Source organism: Pseudomonas sp. HN2-3, assembly GCF_020691745.1.
In the GTDB taxonomy this organism is placed as follows: domain Bacteria; phylum Pseudomonadota; class Gammaproteobacteria; order Pseudomonadales; family Pseudomonadaceae; genus Aquipseudomonas; species Aquipseudomonas capeferrum.
Genome location: NZ_CP085704.1, coordinates 5,243,437 through 5,266,037 on the forward strand (window position 1 = coordinate 5,243,437; position 22,601 = coordinate 5,266,037).

General features: G+C 63.8%; 21 protein-coding genes. 10 read left to right on the forward strand and 11 right to left on the reverse strand.

The window, feature by feature from the left end; all coding sequences use genetic code 11:
• Positions 1 to 73: 73 nt before the first annotated feature.
• The 8 genes from LJX93_RS23810 to LJX93_RS23845 are packed head-to-tail and all read right to left on the reverse strand — an operon-like array spanning position 74 to position 8,025.
• On the reverse strand, positions 74 to 1,075 hold the full coding sequence (locus tag LJX93_RS23810; protein ID WP_033701718.1) for a septal ring lytic transglycosylase RlpA family protein: 1,002 nt from the start codon (positions 1,073 to 1,075) through the stop codon (positions 74 to 76).
• Entirely contained in the window at positions 1,075 to 2,085 is a 1,011-nt protein-coding gene (gene mltB / locus LJX93_RS23815; protein ID WP_033701719.1) for a lytic murein transglycosylase B, read from the reverse strand. Before mltB ends, LJX93_RS23810 begins: the two co-directional genes overlap by 1 nt.
• Positions 2,086 to 2,102: 17 nt before the next feature.
• A complete protein-coding gene (gene rodA, locus LJX93_RS23820; protein ID WP_050506153.1) occupies positions 2,103 to 3,206 on the reverse strand; it encodes a rod shape-determining protein RodA in 1,104 nt (367 codons plus the stop codon).
• A gap of 38 nt (positions 3,207 to 3,244) precedes the next feature.
• Positions 3,245 to 5,134, reverse strand: a complete 1,890-nt coding sequence (gene mrdA / locus LJX93_RS23825) for a penicillin-binding protein 2 (RefSeq protein ID WP_033701721.1) — start codon at positions 5,132 to 5,134, stop codon at positions 3,245 to 3,247.
• A 16-nt stretch (positions 5,135 to 5,150) separates the two neighbouring features.
• Positions 5,151 to 5,618: a 23S rRNA (pseudouridine(1915)-N(3))-methyltransferase RlmH gene (rlmH, locus tag LJX93_RS23830; RefSeq protein WP_023382530.1), complete on the reverse strand. Its 468-nt coding sequence runs from the start codon at positions 5,616 to 5,618 to the stop codon at positions 5,151 to 5,153.
• Between the two features lie 9 nt (positions 5,619 to 5,627).
• Positions 5,628 to 6,050, reverse strand: a complete 423-nt coding sequence (gene rsfS, locus LJX93_RS23835; protein WP_033701722.1) for a ribosome silencing factor — start codon at positions 6,048 to 6,050, stop codon at positions 5,628 to 5,630.
• A 42-nt stretch (positions 6,051 to 6,092) separates the two neighbouring features.
• Positions 6,093 to 6,752, reverse strand: coding sequence for a nicotinate-nucleotide adenylyltransferase (gene nadD, locus LJX93_RS23840; RefSeq protein WP_033701723.1), 660 nt, complete (start codon positions 6,750 to 6,752; stop codon positions 6,093 to 6,095).
• Position 6,753: 1 nt separating this feature from the next.
• Positions 6,754 to 8,025: a glutamate-5-semialdehyde dehydrogenase gene (locus tag LJX93_RS23845; protein WP_033701724.1), complete on the reverse strand. Its 1,272-nt coding sequence runs from the start codon at positions 8,023 to 8,025 to the stop codon at positions 6,754 to 6,756.
• 262 nt (positions 8,026 to 8,287) lie between these two features.
• On the opposite strand from LJX93_RS23845, the gene LJX93_RS23850 reads away from it, so the two are divergent.
• The gene (locus LJX93_RS23850) at positions 8,288 to 8,956 is read left to right on the forward strand and encodes a DNA-3-methyladenine glycosylase (protein ID WP_047582379.1); all 669 of its coding nucleotides are present in this window, start codon (positions 8,288 to 8,290) and stop codon (positions 8,954 to 8,956) included.
• Positions 8,957 to 8,959: 3 nt separating this feature from the next.
• A complete protein-coding gene (locus LJX93_RS23855; RefSeq protein ID WP_033701726.1) occupies positions 8,960 to 10,276 on the forward strand; it encodes a bifunctional DedA family/phosphatase PAP2 family protein in 1,317 nt (438 codons plus the stop codon).
• A 22-nt stretch (positions 10,277 to 10,298) separates the two neighbouring features.
• Here the strand turns inward: LJX93_RS23855 and LJX93_RS23860 are convergent, their stop codons facing one another.
• The 3 genes from LJX93_RS23860 to LJX93_RS23870 are packed head-to-tail and all read right to left on the reverse strand — an operon-like array spanning position 10,299 to position 11,974.
• Positions 10,299 to 10,889, reverse strand: a complete 591-nt coding sequence (locus LJX93_RS23860; RefSeq protein WP_033701727.1) for an LON peptidase substrate-binding domain-containing protein — start codon at positions 10,887 to 10,889, stop codon at positions 10,299 to 10,301.
• Between the two features lie 9 nt (positions 10,890 to 10,898).
• On the reverse strand, positions 10,899 to 11,615 hold the full coding sequence (locus tag LJX93_RS23865) for an LrgB family protein (protein WP_033701728.1): 717 nt from the start codon (positions 11,613 to 11,615) through the stop codon (positions 10,899 to 10,901).
• Positions 11,612 to 11,974: a CidA/LrgA family protein gene (locus LJX93_RS23870; protein WP_033701729.1), complete on the reverse strand. Its 363-nt coding sequence runs from the start codon at positions 11,972 to 11,974 to the stop codon at positions 11,612 to 11,614. The genes LJX93_RS23865 and LJX93_RS23870 overlap by 4 nt, the downstream gene beginning before the upstream one ends.
• 143 nt (positions 11,975 to 12,117) lie before the next feature.
• Between LJX93_RS23870 and LJX93_RS23875 the strand changes: the two genes are divergently transcribed.
• From LJX93_RS23875 to LJX93_RS23910, 8 genes are all read left to right on the forward strand, one after another.
• The gene (locus tag LJX93_RS23875) at positions 12,118 to 12,573 is read left to right on the forward strand and encodes a MaoC family dehydratase (protein ID WP_033701730.1); all 456 of its coding nucleotides are present in this window, start codon (positions 12,118 to 12,120) and stop codon (positions 12,571 to 12,573) included.
• A gap of 198 nt (positions 12,574 to 12,771) precedes the next feature.
• Positions 12,772 to 13,650 carry a 50S ribosomal protein L11 methyltransferase gene (prmA, locus tag LJX93_RS23880; RefSeq protein WP_033701732.1) on the forward strand — a complete coding sequence of 293 codons (879 nt, stop codon included), beginning with the start codon at positions 12,772 to 12,774 and terminating at the stop codon, positions 13,648 to 13,650.
• Between the two features lie 40 nt (positions 13,651 to 13,690).
• Positions 13,691 to 15,049, forward strand: a complete 1,359-nt coding sequence (locus tag LJX93_RS23885) for a DUF3426 domain-containing protein (protein WP_227696479.1) — start codon at positions 13,691 to 13,693, stop codon at positions 15,047 to 15,049.
• Between the two features lie 213 nt (positions 15,050 to 15,262).
• Positions 15,263 to 16,276 (forward strand): tRNA dihydrouridine synthase DusB, encoded by a 1,014-nt coding sequence (dusB, locus tag LJX93_RS23890; RefSeq protein ID WP_033701734.1) that lies wholly within the window; start codon positions 15,263 to 15,265, stop codon positions 16,274 to 16,276.
• Complete coding sequence (gene fis, locus LJX93_RS23895; RefSeq protein ID WP_012274390.1) at positions 16,273 to 16,593, forward strand: DNA-binding transcriptional regulator Fis; 321 nt, start codon at positions 16,273 to 16,275, stop codon at positions 16,591 to 16,593. The genes dusB and fis overlap by 4 nt, the downstream gene beginning before the upstream one ends.
• 79 nt (positions 16,594 to 16,672) lie before the next feature.
• Positions 16,673 to 18,280, forward strand: a complete 1,608-nt coding sequence (purH, locus tag LJX93_RS23900; RefSeq protein WP_033701735.1) for a bifunctional phosphoribosylaminoimidazolecarboxamide formyltransferase/IMP cyclohydrolase — start codon at positions 16,673 to 16,675, stop codon at positions 18,278 to 18,280.
• A gap of 99 nt (positions 18,281 to 18,379) precedes the next feature.
• Complete coding sequence (gene purD, locus LJX93_RS23905; protein WP_033701736.1) at positions 18,380 to 19,675, forward strand: phosphoribosylamine--glycine ligase; 1,296 nt, start codon at positions 18,380 to 18,382, stop codon at positions 19,673 to 19,675.
• A 135-nt stretch (positions 19,676 to 19,810) separates the two neighbouring features.
• Positions 19,811 to 22,582 carry a hybrid sensor histidine kinase/response regulator gene (locus LJX93_RS23910; protein ID WP_227696480.1) on the forward strand — a complete coding sequence of 924 codons (2,772 nt, stop codon included), beginning with the start codon at positions 19,811 to 19,813 and terminating at the stop codon, positions 22,580 to 22,582.
• Positions 22,583 to 22,601 lie beyond the last annotated feature (19 nt).

The window sequence follows — 22,601 nt, forward strand, 5'->3', positions numbered from 1 at the left end:
CAAAACCGACAGTTTGGTGTAGCGCGCTTCGCGGGTAAACCGCTTGGGTTTACCCGCGAAGAAGCCGACTCGGTCAGTCAGCTGTGACCAGCTTGGCCTGCCCCAAGTTCGCCAGGCGAATGCTGTCTTGCGCCTGCTGGATCTCACCTTGGCTGCCGATCGGCCCCAGACGCACGCGGTGCAGCGTCTGCTGGTTACGCACGATAGAGCTGATGAACACCGGTGCGCTGACCATGGTGCTCAGCTTCGAACGCAGCAACTCGGCGGCGTCCGGGTTGGCGAAGGCGCCCACCTGCAGGAAGCTGCCGCCGTTGCCCGCCGGCACATTGTTACCGCCGACTTGCACGGGCACGACAGGCGCCGCGTGCTGCTGCGGTGGCGGGGTCCACTGCTCGACGCGGCCGGTGCTGGCCGGGATCGACTGGGTCTGCGCGACCTGAGGCTCCTTCAGCACCAACGGTGGCTGTTGGCCACGCTGGGCCCACCATTGTTGCGGGTCGATGCCTTCGACGCGTACATGCGCGGTGCCGATTTCGGCGTAGCCGAGCTTTTTCGCCGCCGCGTACGACAAGTCGATGATGCGGTCGGAATAGAACGGGCCACGGTCGTTGACCCGCAGGACCACGCTGCGGCCGTTGGCCAGGTTGGTCACCCGCACGTAGGCCGGCAGCGGCAAGGTCTTGTGCGCGGCGCTCATGCCGTACAGGTCATAGAGCTCGCCGTTGGCGGTGTTCTGCCCGTGGAACTTGGTGCCATACCACGACGCGGTACCCTCGGCGCGGTAGTTGCGCGATTCCTGCATCGGGTAGTAGGTCTTGCCCAGCACCGTGTACGGGTTGGCCTTGTAGTTGCCGGTGTGCACCGTCGGCGTGGCGTCGGGGATCTTGTTCACATCCACGTCCCACCACGGCGCACCGTCCTTGTGGGCACGGTTGATGTCCAGCCCAGGCTGCGTGCGCACGGTGTTACCGCTGCTTTGCGGGGTCGGGCGGCTGGAAGAACAGCTGGCCAGGGCCACGCCGACGGCGAGGCAGGTCAGCAGCTTGAAAGCGTTGGTAGAGATGATTGCGCGCATTACTTGACGCCCCGTGCTTGGACCAGCTGTTCCGAAAGCTGATGCACCGCCATGGCATACATCACGCTGCGGTTGTAGCGAGTGATCGCGTAGAAGTTCTTCAGGCCCATCCAGTACTCGGGGCCGTTTTCGCCCTCCAGGCGGAAGGCGGTAACCGGCAGATCATCGCGCAGCGCATCATGACTTGACCAGCCCAGCGCCCGCAACTCCCCGACCGTCTTCACCGGCTCGATACCGGTGGTCAGGCCTTCGTCGGCCCGCTCGCCCTGCACCATGGCACGACTGACCACGCCCTCGCCGGCCACCCAGCCATGGCGCTTGAAGTAGCTGGCGACACTGCCGATGGCATCGTCCGGGTTGTTCCAGATATTGATGTGACCATCGCCGTCGAAGTCCACGGCATAGTTGCGGAAACTGCTCGGCATGAACTGCGGCAGGCCCATGGCACCGGCGTAGGAACCCTTGAGCGTGAGCGGGTCAAGCTGCTCTTCGCGGGCCAGCAGCAGGAACTCGCGCAACTCCTTGCGGAAGAATTCGGCCCGCGGCGGGTAGTCGAAGCCCAGCGTCGACAGGGCGTCGATCACCCGGTAATTGCCGGTATTGCGGCCAAAGAAGGTCTCTACGCCGATGATCGAGACGATGACTTGCGCCGGCACCCCGTATTCCTGCTCGGCACGGGCCAGCACCGCTTCGTGCTGGCGCCAGAAGTCCACACCGCGGGCGATGCGCGCGTCGGTGATGAACATCGGCCGGTAGTCCTTCCACGGTTTGACCCGTTCGGCCGGCCGCGAGATGGCATCGAGGATCGACTGCTTACGCTGCACTTCGCGGAACACGCCGGTCAGCTGCTCACTGGCAAAGCCATAGTCACGGGCCATTTCGCCAACGAACTCGGCCACCTGGGGCGAGCCATCGTAGTCGCCCGCATGGGCCAGCTGGACAGCGCCGAACAGGCCCACCGCACCGATCCACGGCGTACAACGGGCAGCCCAGTTACGCACTGCTTGCATTAAATTCTTCACCTTATTCAAACCTGTGCGATCCATTTGCGGTGCGTATGGATCGACATCAGAACGCCAAACGCTGACAGCAGCGTCACCAACGAAGTTCCGCCATAGCTGATGAAGGGCAGCGGCACGCCCACCACGGGCAGAAGGCCGCTGACCATACCGATATTGACGAACACGTATACAAAGAAAGTCATCGTCAGGCTGCCCGCCAGCAGCTTGCCGAACAGGGTCTGCGCCTGGGCCGTGATCATCAGCCCGCGGCCGATCAGCAGCAGGTAGACGATCAGCAGCAGGCAGATGCCGACCAGGCCGAACTCCTCACCCAGCACCGCAATGATGAAGTCGGTGTGGCTCTCGGGCAAAAAGTCCAAGTGCGACTGGGTGCCCAGCAGCCAGCCCTTGCCAAAGACGCCGCCCGAGCCGATCGCGGCCTTGGACTGGATGATGTTCCAGCCGGTGCCCAGCGGGTCGCTTTCCGGGTCGAGGAAGGTCAGCACGCGCTGCTTCTGGTAGTCGTGCATGACGAAGAACCACATGGCCACCGCCACTGGCACCGCGGCGGCCACCACGCTGACGATCCAGCGCCAGCGCAGCCCCCCCATGAACAGCACGAAGGCACCGGAGGCGAGAATCAGCAGCGCCGTGCCCAGGTCAGGCTGGCGGACGATCAGAATGAACGGCACGCCGATCAGCACCAGGCTGATCGCCACATGCTTGAGGTGCGGCGGCAAGGTGCGCTTGGACAGGTACCAGGCGATGGTCGCCGGCATGATGATCTTCATGAACTCCGAGGGCTGGAAGCGGATCACCCCCGGGATGTTGATCCAGCGCGTCGCGCCCATTGCGTTGTGGCCCATGACGTCCACGACCACCAGCAACAGCACCCCCGTCAGGTAGGCCAACGGCACCCAGCGCGCCATGAAACGCGGCTCCAGCTGGGCGATGACGAACATCGACACCAGGCCGATGCCGAACGAGGTGGCCTGCTTGAGCAGCAGGTCCCAGTTCTTGCCACTGGCCGAATAGAGCACGAACAGGCTGCCGGCCGCGAGGGCCAGCAAAATGACCAGCAACGGTCCGTCGATATGAATGCGCTGCAGAAAACTGGCGCGCCGACGCATCACATCCTCGCTGGAGAGCATGCGATCGAAATTGTTCATCACAGGGCCGATTCCTGAGTAACGGTGGCGGGAGCGAACTCGGTCTTGAGCCGGCCGTGCTCGTCGAGCAACCAGGCGTCCATGATCTGGCGCACCACCGGTGCGGCGACGCCAGAGCCTGACTCACCGTTCTCGACCATCACCGAAATCACGATCTTCGGGTCATCGGCCGGTGCAAAGGCGACGAACAAGGCGTGGTCGCGGTGGCGTTCCTGAAGTTTGTTGCGGTCGTATTTTTCGCCTTGCTTGATCGCCACCACCTGGGCGGTACCGCTCTTGCCGGCGATACGGTACTGGGCGCCAACCGCAGCCTTGCGCGCGGTACCCCGTGCGCCATGCATCACCTGCTCCATGCCATGGGTAACCTTGGCCCAGTCGGACTTGTCCCGCAGGATGATGTTTTCCATGGGGTTGTCGTCCACCGGTGGCTGGCCTTCGATGGTCTTGGCCAGGTGCGGGCGGTTCCACACGCCTTTGTTGGCGATCAACGCGGTGGCCTGGGCAAGCTGCAGCGGCGTGGCCTGCATGTAGCCCTGGCCGATACCGAGAATCAGGGTTTCACCGGGGAACCAGGCCTGGCGACGGGTGGCGCGCTTCCATTCACGCGACGGCATGAGCCCGGAGGACTCTTCGAACATGTCGAGGGACACCTTCTGGCCAATGCCGAACTTGTTCATGTAGGTGGACAGGCGGTCGATGCCCATCTTGTGGGCAAGGTCGTAGAAGTAGGTGTCGTTGGAGCGCATGATCGCGGTATCCAGGTCGACCCAGCCATCGCCAGAGCGGTTCCAGTTACGGTACTTGTGATCGTAATTGGGCAACTGGTAATAGCCTGGGTCGAACACCCGGCTGCCGGCATTGACAACGCCACTGTCCAGGCCGGCGATGGCCACCGCCGGCTTGATGGTCGAGCCGGGCGGGTACAGCCCGCGCAACACGCGGTTGAACAGCGGCCGGTCGATCGAATCACGCAGTTCGGCATAGGCCTTGAAGCTGATGCCGGTGACGAACAGGTTGGGGTCGAAGCTCGGCTGGCTGACCATTGCCAGCACCTCACCCGTGCGCGGATCGAGCGCAACTACCGCGCCGCGCCGGCCGCCCAGGGCCGCTTCGGCGGCTTCCTGCAGCTTGATGTCCAGGCTCAGGACGATGTCCTTGCCCGGCTTCGGGTCGGTACGCTTGAGCACCCGCAGCACCCGGCCGCGGGCGTTGGTCTCGACTTCTTCGTAACCGACCTGGCCGTGCAGGGCATCTTCGTAGAAGCGCTCGATACCGGTCTTGCCGATATGGTGCGTGCCGCTGTAATTCACGGGGTCCAGGGTTTTCAGCTCTTTCTCGTTGATGCGCCCGACATACCCCACCGAGTGCGCGAAGTGTGCACCCTGCGGATAGTGCCGCACCAACTGCGCGACCACTTCCACGCCCGGCAGGCGGAACTGGTTCACTGCCACACGGGCAATCTGCTCTTCGTTGAGCTCGAACAGGATGGGCACCGGCTCGAACGGCCGGCGGCCTTGGCGCATGCGTTTTTCGAAGAGGGCGCGGTCGTCCGCTGTCAGCTCCAGCACTTCGACGATGTTGTCCAGCACCACCTGCCAGTCCCCTGCGCGTTCACGGGTCATGGACAGGCTGAAGCTGGGCCGGTTATCGGCGATGATCACCCCGTTTCGGTCGAAGATCAGCCCGCGGGTCGGCGGGATCGGCTGCACATGCACCCGGTTGTTCTCCGACAGCGTCGAGTGGTAGTCGTACTGGATGATCTGCAGGTAATACAGCCGCGCGATCAAGACGCAGATAAGCAGCATGATCGCCACCGCGCCGACCACGACGCGGTTACGCACCAGGCGGGCGTCTTTCTCGTGGTCCTTGAGACGGATCGGCTGCGACATCGGACTGCTTACAGGCTCATTTGTGGTAAGGATGCCCGGACAACACGGTCCAGGCGCGGTAGATCTGCTCGCCGATGAGTATCCTTACCAACGGGTGCGGCAACGTCAGCGGCGACAGCGACCAGCGTTGCTCGGCGCGCGCGCAGACCTCAGGCGCCAGCCCTTCCGGGCCGCCAACCATCAAATTCACCGTGCGCGCATCCAGGCGCCAGCGGTCCAGCTCGGTCGCCAGTTGCTCGGTGCTCCAGGGCTTGCCATGGACCTCGAGGGTAACGATGCGTTCCCCAGGCTGCACCTTGCTCAGCATGGCCTCGCCCTCCTGACGGATCAGGCGAGCGACGTCGGCATTCTTGCCACGGGTATTCAGCGGGATTTCCACCAGCTCGAGCGACAGCTCCGGGGGCAGGCGCTTGGCATATTCATGCCAACCGTCCTCGACCCACTTGGGCATGCGCGAGCCGACCGCGATCAGGCGCAGACGCACGACGCTTCCTTATTCCCGGTCTTTGATCTTGTCATCGAAGTAGGCGCTGACGTTTTCCGGGCTGTGATGCTTGGCATCAACAGCACGGCTCTGCTCGGCACCGGCCCACAAACGCTCCAGGTCGTAGAACTGACGGGCAGCGGCGGTCATCATGTGCACGATGACGTCATTCAGGTCCAGCAGCACCCAGTCGCTGTCGCCCTTGCCTTCTTCGCCCAGCGGCTGCGCGCCTTGTTTCTTGACCGCTTCACGGACCTTTTCCAGCATCGCGTTGATCTGGCGGTTGGAGGTACCGGTGGCAATGATCATGTAGTCGGTCAGGCTGTGCTTTTCGCGCACGTCGATGACCTGGATGTCCTGGGCCTTGACGTCTTCCAGCGCGCTAATGGTCAGTTTGACCAGATCTTCGCCGTGAATTTTCTGCTTGTTCATATAAAACTCGTTCAACTTGTTGGATGAGGTGCCGGAGCACCGTCAGTTAGGCACACGATACAGTTCGTGCGCCTCGATGTAGGCCAGTACGGCGTCCGGCACCAGGAACCTCACCGACTTGCCGCTGGCCAGCAGCTGTCGGATCTGTGTAGCCGACACCGCAAGCGGGGTCTGCCAGACGAACGAAATATTTCCCGCCGGGCCGGACATGGCGGTGGGATCGCTCTCGGAGCGCGCAGCCAGCAGGTTGCGCAGCTCGTCAGGGGGTTCTACGTCGGCATCCGGGCGTTGCAGCACCAGGATGTGACAGTGTTGCAGCAGTTCTTCCCAGCGGTGCCAGCCTGGCAAACCACAAAAGGCATCCCAGCCCAGCACCAGGAACAACTGGTCGTGCGTGCCCAGCTCGGCGCGGATCGACTCCAGTGTGTCGATGGTGTACGACGGCTTGTCGCGCGCGAGCTCGCGGGCGTCGACACTCAGGCGCTCGACACCCTGCACGGCACTTTGCACCATCGCCAGGCGATCCTGCGCGGCCACTTGCGGCGTGTCGCGGTGCGGCGGCCGGGCGTTGGGCAGCAGGCGCAACTCGTCCAACGCCATGAGCTCGGCCACTTCCAGCGCGCTGCGCAAGTGGCCGATGTGCACGGGGTCGAAGGTGCCGCCTAGAATGCCGATGCGCCGGACTGCCTGGGCCTTGCTCAACTCAGCAGGACTCCTGGCCGCGCAGCTGGCCGTCGCCGATCACCACGTACTTCTCGCAGGTCAGCCCTTCCAGGCCGACCGGGCCGCGGGCATGCAGCTTGTCGGTGGAAATACCGATCTCCGCACCCAGGCCGTACTCGAAACCGTCGGCAAAGCAGGTCGGGGTATTGAGCATCACCGACGCCGAGTCGACCTCGGCCATGAACTGGCGGGCCTGGCCCTGGTGCTCGGTGATGATCGAATCGGTGTGGTGCGAGCCATAGTGGTTGATGTGCTCGATGGCCTGGTCCAGGTCATCGACCACACGAATCGACAGGATCGCATCCAGGTACTCGGTGTGCCAGTCGTCTTCGCTGGCCGGCTTGGCGTCGATGAACGCACGCGTGCGCTCGCAGCCACGCAGTTCGACGCCTTTTTCCTGGAAACGGCGGGCCATTTCCGGCAGGAACCGTTCGGCTACGCGCTGGTCGACCAGCAGGGTTTCCATGGCGCCACAGATGCCGTAGCGGTAGGTCTTGGCGTTGAAGGCGACGCGCCAGGCCTTGTCCAGGTCGGCGTGCTCGCTGACGTAGACATGGCAGATGCCGTCCAGGTGCTTGATCACCGGCACCCGCGCATCGCGGCTGATACGCTCGATCAGGCCACGGCCGCCGCGCGGCACGATGACGTCAACGAACTCGGGCATGCTGATCAGCGCGCCCACGGCTTCGCGGTCGGTGGTCTCGACCACCTGCACCACTGCCGCCGGCAGGCCGGCCTCGGCCAGGCCGCGCTGGATGCAGGTGGCGATGGCACGGTTGGAGTGGATCGCTTCGGAGCCGCCACGCAGGATGGTCGCGTTGCCGGATTTAAGGCACAGGCTGGCAGCGTCGATGGTCACGTTCGGGCGTGATTCGTAGATGATCCCGATCACCCCCAGCGGAGCGCGCATCTTGCCGACCTGAATACCCGATGGGCGGTAGCTCATATCGCGGATGGCACCGACCGGGTCCGGCAGGCTGGCCACCTGGCGCAGGCCGGTGATCATGCCGTCGATACGCGCCGGGGTCAGCGCCAGGCGGTCGAGCAGCGCTGGCTCCAGGCCATTGCCGCGGCCGGCGGCCAGGTCCAGCTCGTTGGCGGCGGTCAGCTCGGCGCGTGCGGCGTCCAAAGCGTCGGCGGCCGCTTGCAAGGCGCGGTTCTTCTGCGCGGTGCTGGCACGGCCGATCACCCGGGAAGCCTGGCGAGCAGCGCGACCCAAACGGGTCATGTAGTCAAGAACGGACTCAGTCATGGGTTCGGTGTCTTGGCGAAGGGGAAATCGGCTGATTATAACTGGCGCGCAGGTGTACGCCCAGCGGCGGCTGGCGGATGGTAGAAAATGGCTGTTCACGACTTGGTATTTTCGGTGCCTGCGAGGTCGAGCGCCGCCCCTCCCAAGGCAAACATCACCCTGGCGCGAAACATATCGATACCAATGAATCAGGGCACTGGTTCAGCCTCGATTAAGCCATTCATTGCTATTATCCCCGCCTTTCCACCGACGAACTGCCAGCATGCCAGCCCTGCCCGACAGCTTTTTCGACCGTGACGCCCAAATTCTGGCCAAGGCCCTGCTGGGCAAGGTCATCCGCCATCGCCAAGGCGACCTGTGGCTGGCGGCACGCATCATCGAGACCGAGGCGTACTACCTTACCGACAAAGGCAGCCATGCTTCGCTCGGCTACACCGAAAAACGCAAGGCGCTGTTCCTCGACGGCGGGCACATCTATATGTACTACGCCCGCGGTGGCGACTCACTGAACTTCAGCGCCCAAGGCCCGGGCAACGCCGTGTTGATCAAATCCGCCTACCCTTGGCAGGATGCGACCTCAGGCCCCAACAGCCTGGCACAGATGCAGTTGAACAACCCCGATGCCAGCGGCAACCTGCGCCCGGCCGAGCGCCTTTGCGCCGGCCAGACCCTGCTGTGCCGCGCACTGGGCTTGAAAGTGCCGCACTGGGACGCCCAACGGTTCGACCCCGAGCGGTTCTACGTCGACGATTGCGGCATCGCCGTACCGCGAGTGATCCAGGCCGCCCGCCTGGGCATCCCACACGGGCGCGACGAACACCTGCCGTACCGCTTCGTCGACGCCGAATACGCCCGCGTCTGTACGCGGAACCCGTTGCGTCGTGGCCAAGTCGAAGGCCAAGACTTCTTCATACTCGAACAAGGAAGCTGACACATGGGCCAATGGCTCGACAGCCTGACCGGCTGGCTAAGCGCCAACCCACAGTGGCTTGGCCTGGCGATTTTCCTGGTGGCCTGCATTGAATGCCTGGCCATTGCCGGCATCATCGTGCCTGGCACGGTGCTGCTGTTCGCGGTCGCCGTGCTGGCCGGCAGCGGTACCTTCAGCCTGGGCGAAACCCTGCTGCTGGGTTTTCTCGGCGGTTTGCTGGGCGATGCGCTGTCATACACCGTGGGCAAGTATTTCCATCAGAACATCCGGCGTCTGCCGCTGCTGCGCCATCACCCGGAATGGATCGGCAGCGCCGAGGCCTACTTCCAGCGCTACGGCATCGCCAGCCTGCTGGTGGGGCGCTTCATCGGGCCGCTGCGGCCCATGCTGCCGATGGTCGCCGGCATGTTCGACATGCCGCTGCCGCGCTTCATCGCCGTCAGCCTGGTGGCCGGCGCCGGCTGGTCGGTCGCCTACCTGCTGCCAGGCTGGGCCACCGGCGCGGCCATGCGTCTACCGCTACCGGAAGGCTTCTGGCTAGATGCCGGCATCATCGCCGGCACCCTGGCAGTCATCATCGGCCTCAGCCTGACCACCAGCATTCGTGACCAGCGCCATGGAACACGACTGATCGCCGGCATGAGCTTCGCAGCCCTGACCGGGGTATTCCTCGGCTGGCCGTACCTGCACGAATTCGACCAGGGCGTGATGACACTGGTGCAGGAGCACCGCAGCCAGGCCGTCGACGGCGTTGTGGTGCTGGTGACCCGACTAGGCGATTTTCGCACCCAGTTCTTTCTCGGCGGGCTGCTGACCGGCCTGCTGCTGCTCGCCCGGCAATGGCGCCACGCCCTGTTTGCCGGCGGCGCCTTGATGGGGACGGCGCTAGCCAACGGCACGCTGAAATGGCTGTTCGCCCGCGCGCGCCCCGAGGTGCTGACCGACCCGCTGACGAGCTACAGCATGCCCAGCGGCCACAGCTCGGCGTCGTTCGCGTTCTTTCTGGTGATGGCGGTGCTCGCCGGGCGCGGCCAACCGCCGCGGATGCGCCTGACCTGGGTGATGCTGGGGTGCATCCCCGCCCTGGCGATTGCCTTGTCGCGGGTATACCTGGGGGCGCACTGGCCGACCGACATTCTGGCCGGCGCCCTGCTGGCGTGCTGCGTCTGTGCGTTGAGCCTGACCCTGTCGCAGTACCGCCAACCGCTTACCGCCCTGCCGCTGCGGGTGTGGTGGCTGGTGCTGCCGGCGTGCATTGCGTTGCTGGCGTTCTTTGCCATGCATGCATTGCCGCAGGCGCTGCTGCGCTATCAGTACTGAGGCCGACTAAAGCACCGCAGCATCAGGCAAACAACTCGCCCTGGATGCGCTCCAGCAGCCGCTGGATCTCTTCCAGGCGCAACTGCGGCGAATCGATCGCCAGCAGATCGAGCTTGTCCTCTTCCATGAACGGCAGCAGGTACGCCAACTGATTGGCCAACGCCTGCCGCCCGTCCACCGGTCGCGGCATGTCCAGCGCCTCGACCATCGGGTGCTCGCCCAAGGCAACCAGCAACGCCAGCAGGTCTTCGTCCGGCTCGCCCACCGGGCTGTCCGCCAACTCCGGCAGCCATTGCACCTGGCCCACCAGCAACTGGTCCTTCTGCACCTCGGTCTGCTCCAGGCTGAAACGCCGCACCCCTTCGACGCGGATCCCCAGCAGGCCGTTATCCTGCTGCACGAAGTCGCGGATCATCGCTTCGCAGCCGATCGAAGCCACCACCGGCGGCGCCTTGCCGACCTGCTCGCCTTCAAGGATGCACACCACACCAAAGCCCGCCCCCTGCTTCATGCAGCGGCTGATCATGTCCAGGTAACGCGCCTCGAAAATCTGCAAATCGAGAAAACAGCCGGGAAACAGCACGGTATTGAGGGGAAACAGCGGTAGCGTCATCACAACTCCTCAAGCCACCAGGCTGACCGCCAGCGGCAGGAACACCGCCGTGGCCACCCCCATCAGGCTCATCGCCAGCGCGGCAAAAGCGCCGCATTCGTCACTTTCCTGCAAGGCTACCGAAGTGCCCACCGCGTGCGCGGTAACGCCCAGCGACATGCCACGCGCTTCGGGGCTGTGCACACCCAGCCGGGTCAGCAGCGCTGGGCCGAAGATTGCGCCAATCACACCGGTGATCAACACGAACACCGCAGCCAGTGCAGCCACGCCGCCGATCTGCTCAGCCACCAGCATGGCGATCGGCGAAGTCACCGATTTTGGCGCCATGGTCATCAGGATCATGTGCTCGGCACCGAACCACCAGCCCAGCAGCAGGCAGCAGACGGTGGCGAACAGGCCCCCGACTACCAGCGTAGTAAATGTCGGCCAGAACAGTTGGCGGATCCGCCGCAGGTTGAGATAGAGCGGCACAGCCAGAGCCACGGTGGCAGGCCCCAGTAGCGTGTTCATGATCTCGGTGCTTTTGCGGTACTCGCTGTAGTCGATGCCACACACGAGCAGCACCCCGATCACCAGCAGCATCGAAACCAGCACCGGCTGCAGGAAGATCCAGCGGGTCTTCTCGTACGCCGCGAGCACCACCTGGTAAGCCCCGAGGGTAATGCCGATACCAAACAAGGGGTGGTGGATGACTGCGTCGAGCGCGCCTTGCCAGTCGAACATCATGGCTGCTCCTCGCGCTTGCCCTGGCGATGGATGAGCTTTTGCATCAGCACGCCGACGAATACCAAGGTCAGCAGGCACGAAATGAACAACGCACCGGCAATCGCCCAAAAGTCGGCAGCAATATCCTTGGCATACACCATCACCCCCACCGCCGGAGGCACCAGCAACAGAGGCAGGTAACGCAGCAGGCTGCCGGCAGCCTCGTTGAGCGGCTTGCCCACCTCACCCCGGGCCATCAGAAAGGCCAGCAGCAACAGCAAGCCGATGATCGGCCCTGGTAAAAACGGCACAAACAGGTGATTGATCGCCGTACCCAGCAGCTGGAACAACACCAGCCAGGTCAAACCACGCAACAGCATAAGCATCTCCCTCGGGCATGGCGGCCATTATAAGCACGCCGCAGCTATAAGCCGATATTCGCCGAAAAACGCATAACTTGACTGAAACGGTTCGCCGTGCTGATCTTGCACTTTCGTACCAAATGACAACCTGGAGAGTCGCGATGCCTTATGTACCGGTTACAGAGCTTTCGCAGTACGTTGGCAAGGAACTCGGACGTTCCGAATGGCTGACGATCGACCAGCAGCGCATCAACCTGTTTGCCGAGGCCACAGGCGATTTCCAGTTCATTCATGTCGACCCGGAAAAGGCGGCGAAAACACCCTTTGGCGGCACCATTGCCCATGGTTTTCTGACGTTGTCGCTGATCCCGACATTGATGGAGGACATCCTGGTCCTGCCGCAAGGGTTGAAGATGGTGGTGAACTATGGGTTGGACAGCGTACGGTTCATCCAGCCGGTCAAGGTCAACAGCAAGGTGCGGCTGAAGGTGGACCTGGCTGAAGTGGTGGAGAAGAAGCCGGGGCAATGGTTGCTCAAGGCGATTGCAACGTTGGAAATCGAGAATGAAGACAAGCCTGCCTATATAGCTGAGTCGCTTTCGCTCTGTTTCGTCTAGGCACCACGATAACTGTGGGGGCAACTGTCTTGTGCTTGCTCTGCCATCACCGGGGCCGCTCTGCGGCCCTTTCGCGACACAAGGCCGCTCCTACAGGGTCCGCGCCTGGTCTTCTCTACAAACCCTGCGCACTCGCGTAAACTGCCAGCCTTCGCGCAGCCTCGGGCTGCCCCTGTCGATTTACCAAAGGTGCCCGCCATGCCCTGGCTGCAAGTACGCCTGGCCATCAGCCCGGAACAAGCCGAAACCTACGAAGACGCGCTGCTTGAAGTCGGCGCCGTCTCAGTCACGTTCGTGGACGCAGAAGACCAACCGATCTTCGAACCCGACCTCAACACCACGCCCCTGTGGTCGCACACCCATTTGCTGGCCCTGTTCGAGGCCGATGCCGAACCCGAGCAGGTGTTCGCCCACGTCCGCCTGCTGACCGGCGCCGAGCTGCCCGAGCACCAGGCCGAAGTGATCGAAGACCAGGACTGGGAGCGCAGCTGGATGGACAACTTCCAGCCGATGCGCTTCGGCCGCCGCTTGTGGATCGTGCCAAGCTGGCACGAAGCCCCGGAGAAGGACGCAGTCAACCTGCTGCTCGACCCGGGCCTGGCGTTTGGCACCGGCACGCACCCGACCACCGCCCTGTGCCTGGAATGGCTCGACGGCCAGCAACTCGAAGGCACCCACGTGCTGGACTTCGGCTGCGGGTCGGGGATTCTGGCCATCGCGGCGCTGCTGCTGGGCGCCCGCGAAGCGGTCGGCACCGACATCGACGTGCAGGCGCTGGAAGCCTCGCGCGACAACGCCGGGCGCAACGGCATCGCTGACGCACAGTTCCCCCTGTACCTGCCCGAGCACATGCCGGCCATGCAAGCCGACGTACTGGTCGCCAACATCCTGGCCGGCCCGCTGGTCTCGCTGGCGCCACAGTTGTCTGGCCTGGTTCGCCCTGGCGGCCTGCTGGCACTGTCGGGCATCCTTGCCGAACAAGGCGAGGAAGTGGCCGCTGCCTACGCCGCCGACTTCGAGCTGGACCCGATCGCCGTACGCGATGGTTGGGTGCGCATCAGTGGTCGCCGCCGTTAAGCGGGCCTAGAATAACCTTTGTACAACCCCGGATCGCCGCATGACCGACAGTTTCGTCACCCAGTGCCCGCATTGCCAGACCAGCTTTCGCGTCACCCATCACCAGTTGAGTGTGGCGCGCGGGGTGGTGCGTTGCGGCCATTGCCTGCAGGTGTTCAACGCCGCAAAGCAACTGCTGGAGCAGAACCGTACCGATGCCGCCAGCACCCCCGTGGTGCCGCCAGCACCGGCCGCGCCTGCCGAACCGGTTGCCGCGCCTGCGGTTACGCCCGATCCGCCCATCAGCGAGCGCCCAGCGGCCATCGAGGAAGACTGGGCGCTCACCGCCCAGGCCCTGGATGAACTGGACCTGGACCAGGAGCTTGCCCGCCTTGAACGTCGCGGCGACCCTGCCGCCGCTCGCCCGGTCAAGCCGGACAACGGCTTGCAGGCCCGCCGTGACGAGCATCAGCCAGACGCGCATGCCGACACCCTGTTCGGCAACGCCACCGACGACCGCTTCGAGCAGCAGCAGGCGCCCGCGCCTGCACCGGTGCTGCTGGAACAGGAACCTCTGGACCTGGAGCCAGCCCCGGGCGATCGCACCGAACCTACCCTGGGCGGCCATCTGGACCTGGACATCGACGATGAGCCGCCTGTACGCCGGGACATCGAGGCCGACGAGCACCATGCGTTCGTCAGCGAGCACTTCGCCGCCAGCGATGATGCCGCCCCGGAAAAGGGCCTGAGCGCCCGCGACGACGACGACGAACTGGACCTGCACCTGTCGGCCCATCACGACGCCCCTGACGCGCCGCTGCCCGGCGAACGCCTGGAGCCAGGCCTGTCCAGCAGACCCGAGCGTGCACCGCGCAAGGAGCCGCTGGTCGACGTGGTCGACGACCCGCTGCAACTGGGCTGGGAAAAACCCCAGCCGAACTGGGGCAAGCGCCTGCTGTGGGGCTGCCTGACGCTGCTGGCCGCCGGCCTGCTGGCGTTCCAGTACGTCTGGTTCCACTTCGACGAAATGGCCCGCCAAGACCAGTACCGGCCGATCTTCCAGCAGTTGTGCCCGGTATTGGGCTGCAAGGTGCCGACCCGCGTCGACATCGCCCGCATCAAGAGCAGCAACCTGGTGGTGCGCAGCCATCCGGACTTCAAGGGTGCGCTGATCGTCGATGCGATCATCTACAACCGCGCGCCCTTCGCCCAGCCGTTCCCGCTGCTGGAGCTGCGCTTCGCCGACCTCAATGGCCAATTGATCGCCAGCCGGCGCTTCAAACCGAGCGAGTACCTCTCCGGCGAACTGGCCGGGCGTGGCGAAATGCCCAGCCAGACCCCGATCCACATCGCCCTGGACATCCTCGACCCGGGCCCCAAGGCCGTGAACTACAGCCTCAGCTTCCGCTCGCCGGAATAAGCGACAAGCGGCTAGCCGCAAGCTACAAGACAAGAGGCCCAGACCGCGCCCGCTTTTGTCTTGCCGCTTGCGGCTTGCGGCTTGAAGCTCAAAGTCATAAGCCGACAACTGTTCAGATTTTATCCAAATCCATCTTTATCCGGTCACCGAGAGCGGGTATCATGCCCACCCTTTTTCGAACTCCAAGATTCGGCCCCACAACAGGGATCACCTATGTCGGCGGTACGCATCGGCCCATACACACTGCGCAACAACCTGATCCTCGCCCCCATGGCCGGGGTCACGGACCAGCCTTTCCGAACACTTTGCAAGCGCCTTGGCGCAGGCATGGTGGTATCGGAGATGGTGTCCAGCGACATGAACCTGTGGAACAGCCGCAAGTCGAGCCTGCGCCGCATCCACGAAGGTGATCCCGAGCCACGCTCGGTACAGATCGCCGGTGGTGACGCACAGATGATGGCGGCGGCGGCAAAGGCCAACGTACAAGCGGGTGCCCAGATCATCGATATCAACATGGGCTGCCCGGCAAAAAAAGTCTGCAACAAAGCTGCAGGCTCTGCTTTATTGAGAGATGAAGCCTTGGTCAGCGAGATTCTCCACGCCGTGGTAGGCGCCGTGGACGTCCCGGTGACGCTGAAGATCCGCACTGGCTGGGATCGGGCGAACAAGAACGGCCTGAATGTGGCGAAGATCGCCGAGCAGGCCGGTATCCAGGCGCTGGCGGTGCATGGCCGCACACGCGCCGACCTGTACACAGGCGAAGCAGAATACGACACCATCGCTGCCATCAAGCAGGCGGTGTCTATCCCGGTATTTGCCAACGGCGATATCACTTCGCCAGAAAAGGCCCGGGCGGTACTGGACGCCACTGGCGTCGATGGCCTGTTGATCGGCCGCGCCGCCCAGGGGCGGCCATGGATCTTTCGCGAGATCGAGCATTACCTGCGTACTGGCGAACACTTGCCAGCCCCGCAGCTGGACGAAGTGGAACGCATCCTGCTGGAGCACCTGGCCGCGCTGCATGCCTTCTATGGCGATGTGATGGGCGTACGTATTGCCCGCAAGCACGTTGGCTGGTACCTGGCGACACGACCCGGCGGCAAGGAGTTTCGCTCCCGGTTCAATGCTTTGGAAGACACACAAGCGCAGTGCGCCAACGTTCGCGCGTTTTTCAGTGAACGTCGACAGAGCCTTGAGACAGAGGACGGACAAGGGGTGGCCGCATGACGATGATGACCGAGACATTTGTGAGTGGAACAACGCCCGTGAGCGACAACGCCAACCTGAAACAGCACCTCAACACGCCGAGCGAAGAGGGCCAGACCCTTCGCGACAGCGTCGAGAAGGCGCTGCACAACTACTTCGCCCACCTGGAAGGCGCGACCGTCACGGACGTGTACAACCTGGTGCTCTCCGAAGTCGAGGCGCCCCTGCTTGAAAGCGTGATGAACTACGTGAAGGGCAACCAGACCAAGGCCAGCGAGATGCTCGGGCTCAACCGAGGCACCCTGCGCAAGAAGCTCAAGCAGTACGACTTGTTGTAAGCCAGAATCCCAATCAGAAAAGGCGGCTCCTGCAAAGGGACGCCTTTTTTGCTGACTCCACCGCGTTATGGAATCCGAAATGACCGACCAGACTACCCGCCTGCCGATCCGCCGCGCCCTGATCAGCGTCTCCGACAAGACCGGTATCCTCGAATTCGCCCGTGAGCTGCAGCAGCTCGGTGTCGAGATCCTGTCCACCGGCGGCACCTACAAGCTGCTCAAGGATAACGGCGTGAACGCGGTGGAAGTGGCCGACTACACCGGCTTCGCCGAAATGATGGATGGCCGGGTCAAGACCCTGCACCCGAAAATCCACGGCGGCATTCTGGGCCGTCGCGGCGTCGACGACGCCATCATGAACGAGCACGGCATCAAGCCGATCGACCTGGTCGCCGTCAACCTGTACCCCTTCGAAGCGACCATCTCCAAGCCAGGCTGCGACCTGCCGACCGCCATCGAGAACATCGACATCGGTGGCCCGACCATGGTCCGCTCGGCCGCCAAGAACCACAAGGATGTCGCCATCGTGGTCAACGCCAGCGACTACGCCAGCGTCCTCGACGGCCTGAAAGCCGGTGGCCTGACCTACGCCCAGCGCTTCGACCTGATGCTCAAGGCCTTCGAGCACACTGCTGCCTACGACGGCATGATCGCCAACTACATGGGCACCATCGACCAGGCCAAAGAAACCCTGTCGACGTCCGACCGCAGCGAATTCCCGCGCACCTTCAACAGCCAGTTCGTCAAGGCCCAGGAAATGCGCTACGGCGAGAACCCGCACCAGAGCGCGGCGTTCTATGTCGAAGCGCGCAAGGGTGAGGCGAGCATCTCCTCCGCCATCCAGCTGCAAGGCAAAGAGCTGTCGTTCAACAACGTGGCCGACACCGACGCCGCACTGGAGTGCGTGAAGAGCTTCGTCAAGCCGGCCTGCGTCATCGTCAAGCACGCCAACCCGTGCGGCGTGGCCGTGGTACCGGAAGAAGAAGGCGGCATCCGCAAGGCCTATGACCTGGCCTACGCCACCGACACCGAGTCGGCGTTTGGCGGCATCATCGCCTTCAACCGCGAGCTGGACGGCGAAACCGCCAAGGCCATTGTCGAGCGCCAGTTCGTCGAAGTGATCATCGCCCCGAAAATTTCCCAGGCCGCCCGCGACGTGGTGGCTGCCAAGCAGAACGTGCGCCTGCTGGAGTGCGGCGAGTGGCCTGCCGAGCGTGCTGCCGGCTGGGACTTCAAGCGGGTCAACGGTGGTTTGCTGGTACAGAGCCGCGATATCGGCATGATCACCGCCGATGACCTGAAGATCGTCACCAAACGCGCACCGACCGAGCAAGAAGTCCATGACTTGGTGTTCGCCTGGAAAGTGGCCAAGTTCGTCAAGTCCAACGCCATCGTCTACGCCAAGCAGCGCCAGACCATCGGCGTCGGCGCCGGCCAGATGAGCCGCGTCAACTCCGCCCGCATTGCTGCAATCAAGGCCGAGCATGCTGGCCTGCAGGTACAAGGCGCGGTCATGGCATCGGATGCGTTCTTCCCGTTCCGTGACGGCATCGACAATGCAGCAAAAGTGGGTATCAGCGCCGTGATCCAGCCGGGTGGCTCGATGCGCGATGCCGAGGTGATTGCTGCCGCTGATGAAGCCGGTATCGCCATGGTCTTCACCGGTATGCGCCACTTCCGCCACTGATTTACGGCAATCGGCCGCACTGAAGCAGGCATCTGCTTCATTGCGACCTCGTACAGCGTGAGGCTTTGCCTTACGCCCGAAAGAATTCGAGGTTTTGACATGAAAGTTTTGATCATCGGCAGCGGCGGCCGTGAGCACGCCCTGGCCTGGAAAGTTGCCCAGGACCCACGCGTCGAGAAAGTCTTCGTTGCCCCAGGCAACGCTGGCACCGCCATTGAAGCCAAGTGCGAGAACGTTGCCATCGACGTGTGCGCCCTGGAGCAACTGGCCGACTTCGCCGAGAAGAACGTCGACCTGACCATCGTCGGCCCGGAAGCGCCACTGGTCATCGGTGTGGTCGACCTGTTCCGCAGCCGTGGCCTGGACTGCTTCGGCCCCACCAAGGGCGCGGCCCAGCTGGAAGGCTCCAAGGCCTTCACCAAAGATTTCCTGGCGCGTCACAAGATCCCGACCGCCGACTACCAGAACTTCACCGAAATCGAACCAGCCCTGGCCTACCTGCAGGAAAAGGGTGCGCCGATCGTGATCAAGGCCGACGGCCTGGCTGCGGGCAAAGGCGTGATCGTCGCCATGACCCTGCAGGAAGCCGAAGACGCCGTGCGTGACATGCTGGCTGGCAACGCCTTTGGCGACGCTGGCTCGCGTGTGGTGATCGAAGAGTTCCTGGACGGCGAGGAAGCCAGCTTCATCGTCATGGTCGACGGCCACAACGTGCTGCCAATGGCCACCAGCCAGGACCACAAGCGCGTCGGCGACGCCGACACCGGCCCGAACACCGGCGGCATGGGCGCTTACTCCCCTGCCCCGGTCGTCACCGCCGACGTGCACCAGCGCGTGATGGACCAGGTCATCTGGCCGACCGTGCGCGGTATGGCCGAGGAAGGCAACGTCTACACCGGCTTCCTCTACGCGGGCCTGATGATCGACAAAGCGGGCAACCCCAAGGTCATCGAGTTCAACTGCCGCTTCGGCGACCCGGAAACCCAGCCCGTCATGCTGCGCCTGGAATCGAGCCTGGTGCTGCTGATCGAGGCCGCTTTCGCCAAGGCCCTGGACAAGGTCGAAGCGCAGTGGAACCCACGGCCGAGCCTGGGCGTAGTACTGGCCGCCGGCGGCTACCCGGGCGACTACGCCAAGGGTGACGCAATCAGCGGCCTGGACGCGGCTGCCAAGCTCGAAGGCAAGGTGTTCCACGCTGGCACCACCCTCAAAGATGGCCAGGTGGTGACCGCCGGCGGCCGTGTGCTCTGCGCGACCGCCCTGGGCGAGACCGTCGAAGCCGCTCAGCAGCAGGCCTACCGCCTGGCAGAGCAGGTCAAATGGGACGGCAGCTTCTACCGCACCGACATCGGCTACCGGGCCATCGCCCGCGAGCGCGGTGAACACCAGCAGTAACCTTTACCGAAGCGCCGTGACGCCTTGCGCCCACGGCCTTCGGCTCGTCGACAGGGCCCTGTGTGGGCCTTGCCTTCGACTTGGCGCGCCGCGCATAGTTAGTATCCGGCACATCGGCTAAGAAGGGATTTCGTAGTGCGTCGGCTTCGGATTGCCACAGCTCTGATCGTCAGCTTGCTGACCTTGCTCTGCCTGCTCCCGGCTTCGGCCGAAGAAGGCGGAGGCTGGTCTGTGCTGCTCGACGAACAGGCCAACCTGCAATTGAGCGACGTGCGCTCCGACCGCTACCGCAACCAGTTCAGCCCCCTGCTGCTCGCTGACCTGGACGCTGCCCCCGCAGAACAAGCCCTGTGGCTGCACTATCGCCTGGAACCCGGCGATCAGGAGCAACTGCTGCGGGTCTTCGCGCCAGACCTGTCTGGCCTGGACCTCTACGCCCTCGATGGCGACAAATTACTCCGTCAGCTGCACCACGGGCGCCAGGCCGGCAATGCCAGCCCGACCCTGCGCGGCAGCGACCATGTACTGCCCCTGCCCAACAGCAAGCAGCCGCTGGACATCTACCTGCGCCTGGTCTCAGAGCATCAACTGCGCCCGGCGATCAGCCTGGAGCCCGCCGCCGTGGCTGCCTCGGACCAAAGCCGGCCACTGCTGTTCGGCATGCTCTTTGGCGGCCTGGTGATGCTGATCCTGCACAACCTGATCCGCTTCCTCTATAGCCGCTCCAGCACTACCCTGATTCTGGCCCTGTACCACGGGCTGATGTTGCTCAGCGGGTTGATCCTGCTCAATCTTAGCGGCCCCTGGTGGCATGTGTGGCACAGTGCGCAAACGCCCGCTGCCTATCTCACCCTGGTGCTCGCGGGCCTGGCCGGGCTGTATTTCACCCTGCATTTCTTCTCGCCGTGCAATTCGCCGCGGTTGAACCGCCTGCTGCAAGGCGAGATGCTGGTGGCAGCAGTCAGCGGCCTGGTGCTGCTGTTCGTCGACACCTTGCCGCTCAACCTGATGACCTATGCGCTGCTGGCCCTGGGCAGTGTCAGCATGCTGCTGGTCAGCACCTTCCACTGGTACAAGGGCTATGCGCCAGCCCGTCTGTTCAGCCTCGCCATGGTGGTCTATAACCTTGGCGGGCTGGTACTGCTGCCGGCGCTGCTGGGCCTGACCCGCACCTCCACGCCCTGGCTGCTGTGCGTGCTCATGGGCCTGACCGTCATCAGCGGCCTGCTGCTGAACCTGGCGGTCAGCGAACGCCTGCGACGCATGAGCGAAGAGCGCTTCAGCGCCAGCCGTGCACTGGCCGCCAGCGATGCCGAGATCAACGCCAAGGCCGAGTTCCTGGCCAAGATCAGCCACGAAATCCGTACGCCCATGAACGGCGTGCTGGGCATGACCGAGCTGCTGCTCGGCACGCCGTTGTCGGTCAAGCAGCGCGACTATGTGCAAACCATCCATAGCGCCGGCAACGAGTTGCTGACGCTGATCAACGAGATTCTCGACATCTCCAAGCTGGAGTCACGGCAGATCGAGCTGGACGATGTGCAGTTCGACCTCAACGCCCTGATCGAGGACTGCCTGAACATCTTCCGGGCCAAGGCCGAGCAGCAGAACATCGAGCTGATCAGCTTTACCCAGCCGCAAGTGCCACGGGTGATCAGTGGCGACCCGACACGCCTGCGCCAGGCGCTGTCGAGCCTGCTGGAAAATGCTCTTAAAAACACCGACCAGGGCGAGATCCTGCTGGTGGTGGCGCTCGACCAGCGCGGCGCGACCCCGCGTTTGCGCATTGCCGTGCAGGACAGCGGCGAACCGTTGCCCGCCGCCGAGCGCGAAGCGCTGCTGCAAGCCGAGCTGCACAGCCACCACTTCCTCTCCAGCAACAAGCTGGGCGGCCACCTCGGGCTGGTCATCGCCAAGCAGTTGATCGGCCTGATGCAGGGCGAATTCGGCATCAAGAGCAGCAGCGGCATGGGCAACACCCTGTGGCTGACCCTGCCGCTGGACCCTTCGCGCCTTGAACAGCCACCCGCCGACCTCGACGGCCCGCTGCGCGACGCTCGGGTACTGGTGGTGGACGACAACGACACCTGCCGCAAGGTGCTGGTACAGCAGTGCAGCGCCTGGGGCATGAATGTCAGCGCGGTGCCGTCAGGCAAGGAGGCGCTGGCGTTGCTGCGCACCAAGGCCCACTTGCGTGATTACTTCGATGCCGTGCTGCTGGACCAGAACATGCCCGGCATGACCGGTATGCAACTGGCGGCCAAGATCAAGGAAGACCCCAGCCTCAACCACGACATCCTGGTGGTGATGCTCACCGGCATCAGCAATGCGCCGAGCAAGGTCATCGCGCGCAATGCCGGGGTCAAGCGGATTCTCGCCAAACCGGTGGCGGGCTATACACTCAAGACCACGCTGGCTGAAGAGCTGGCCCAACGCGGCCGTGAGCAAGCGGTGCCCGCCAGCCTGCCCGGTACCCCGCAAGCACTGGACCTGCCCAGCGACTTCCGCGTGCTGGTCGCCGAGGACAACAGTATTTCCACCAAGGTCATCCGTGGCATGCTCGGCAAGCTCAACCTTGAGCCGGACACGGCCTGCAACGGTGAAGAGGCGTTGCAAGCGATGAAAGCGCAACGCTATGACCTGGTGCTGATGGACTGCGAGATGCCTGTGCTGGACGGTTTCTCGGCGACCCAGCAACTGCGCGCGTGGGAAGCCGCACAGCAGCGCCAGCGCACGCCGGTGGTGGCGCTGACTGCGCATATCCTTGCCGAGCACAAGGAGCGCGCCAAGCTGGCGGGCATGGATGGGCACATGGCCAAGCCGGTGGAGCTGTCGCAGTTGCGCGAGCTGATCCAGTATTGGGCGAATCACCGGGAAGCCAAGACGGACCCTGCGCCTATCCCGTAACCCATGCCGATGAAGTGCC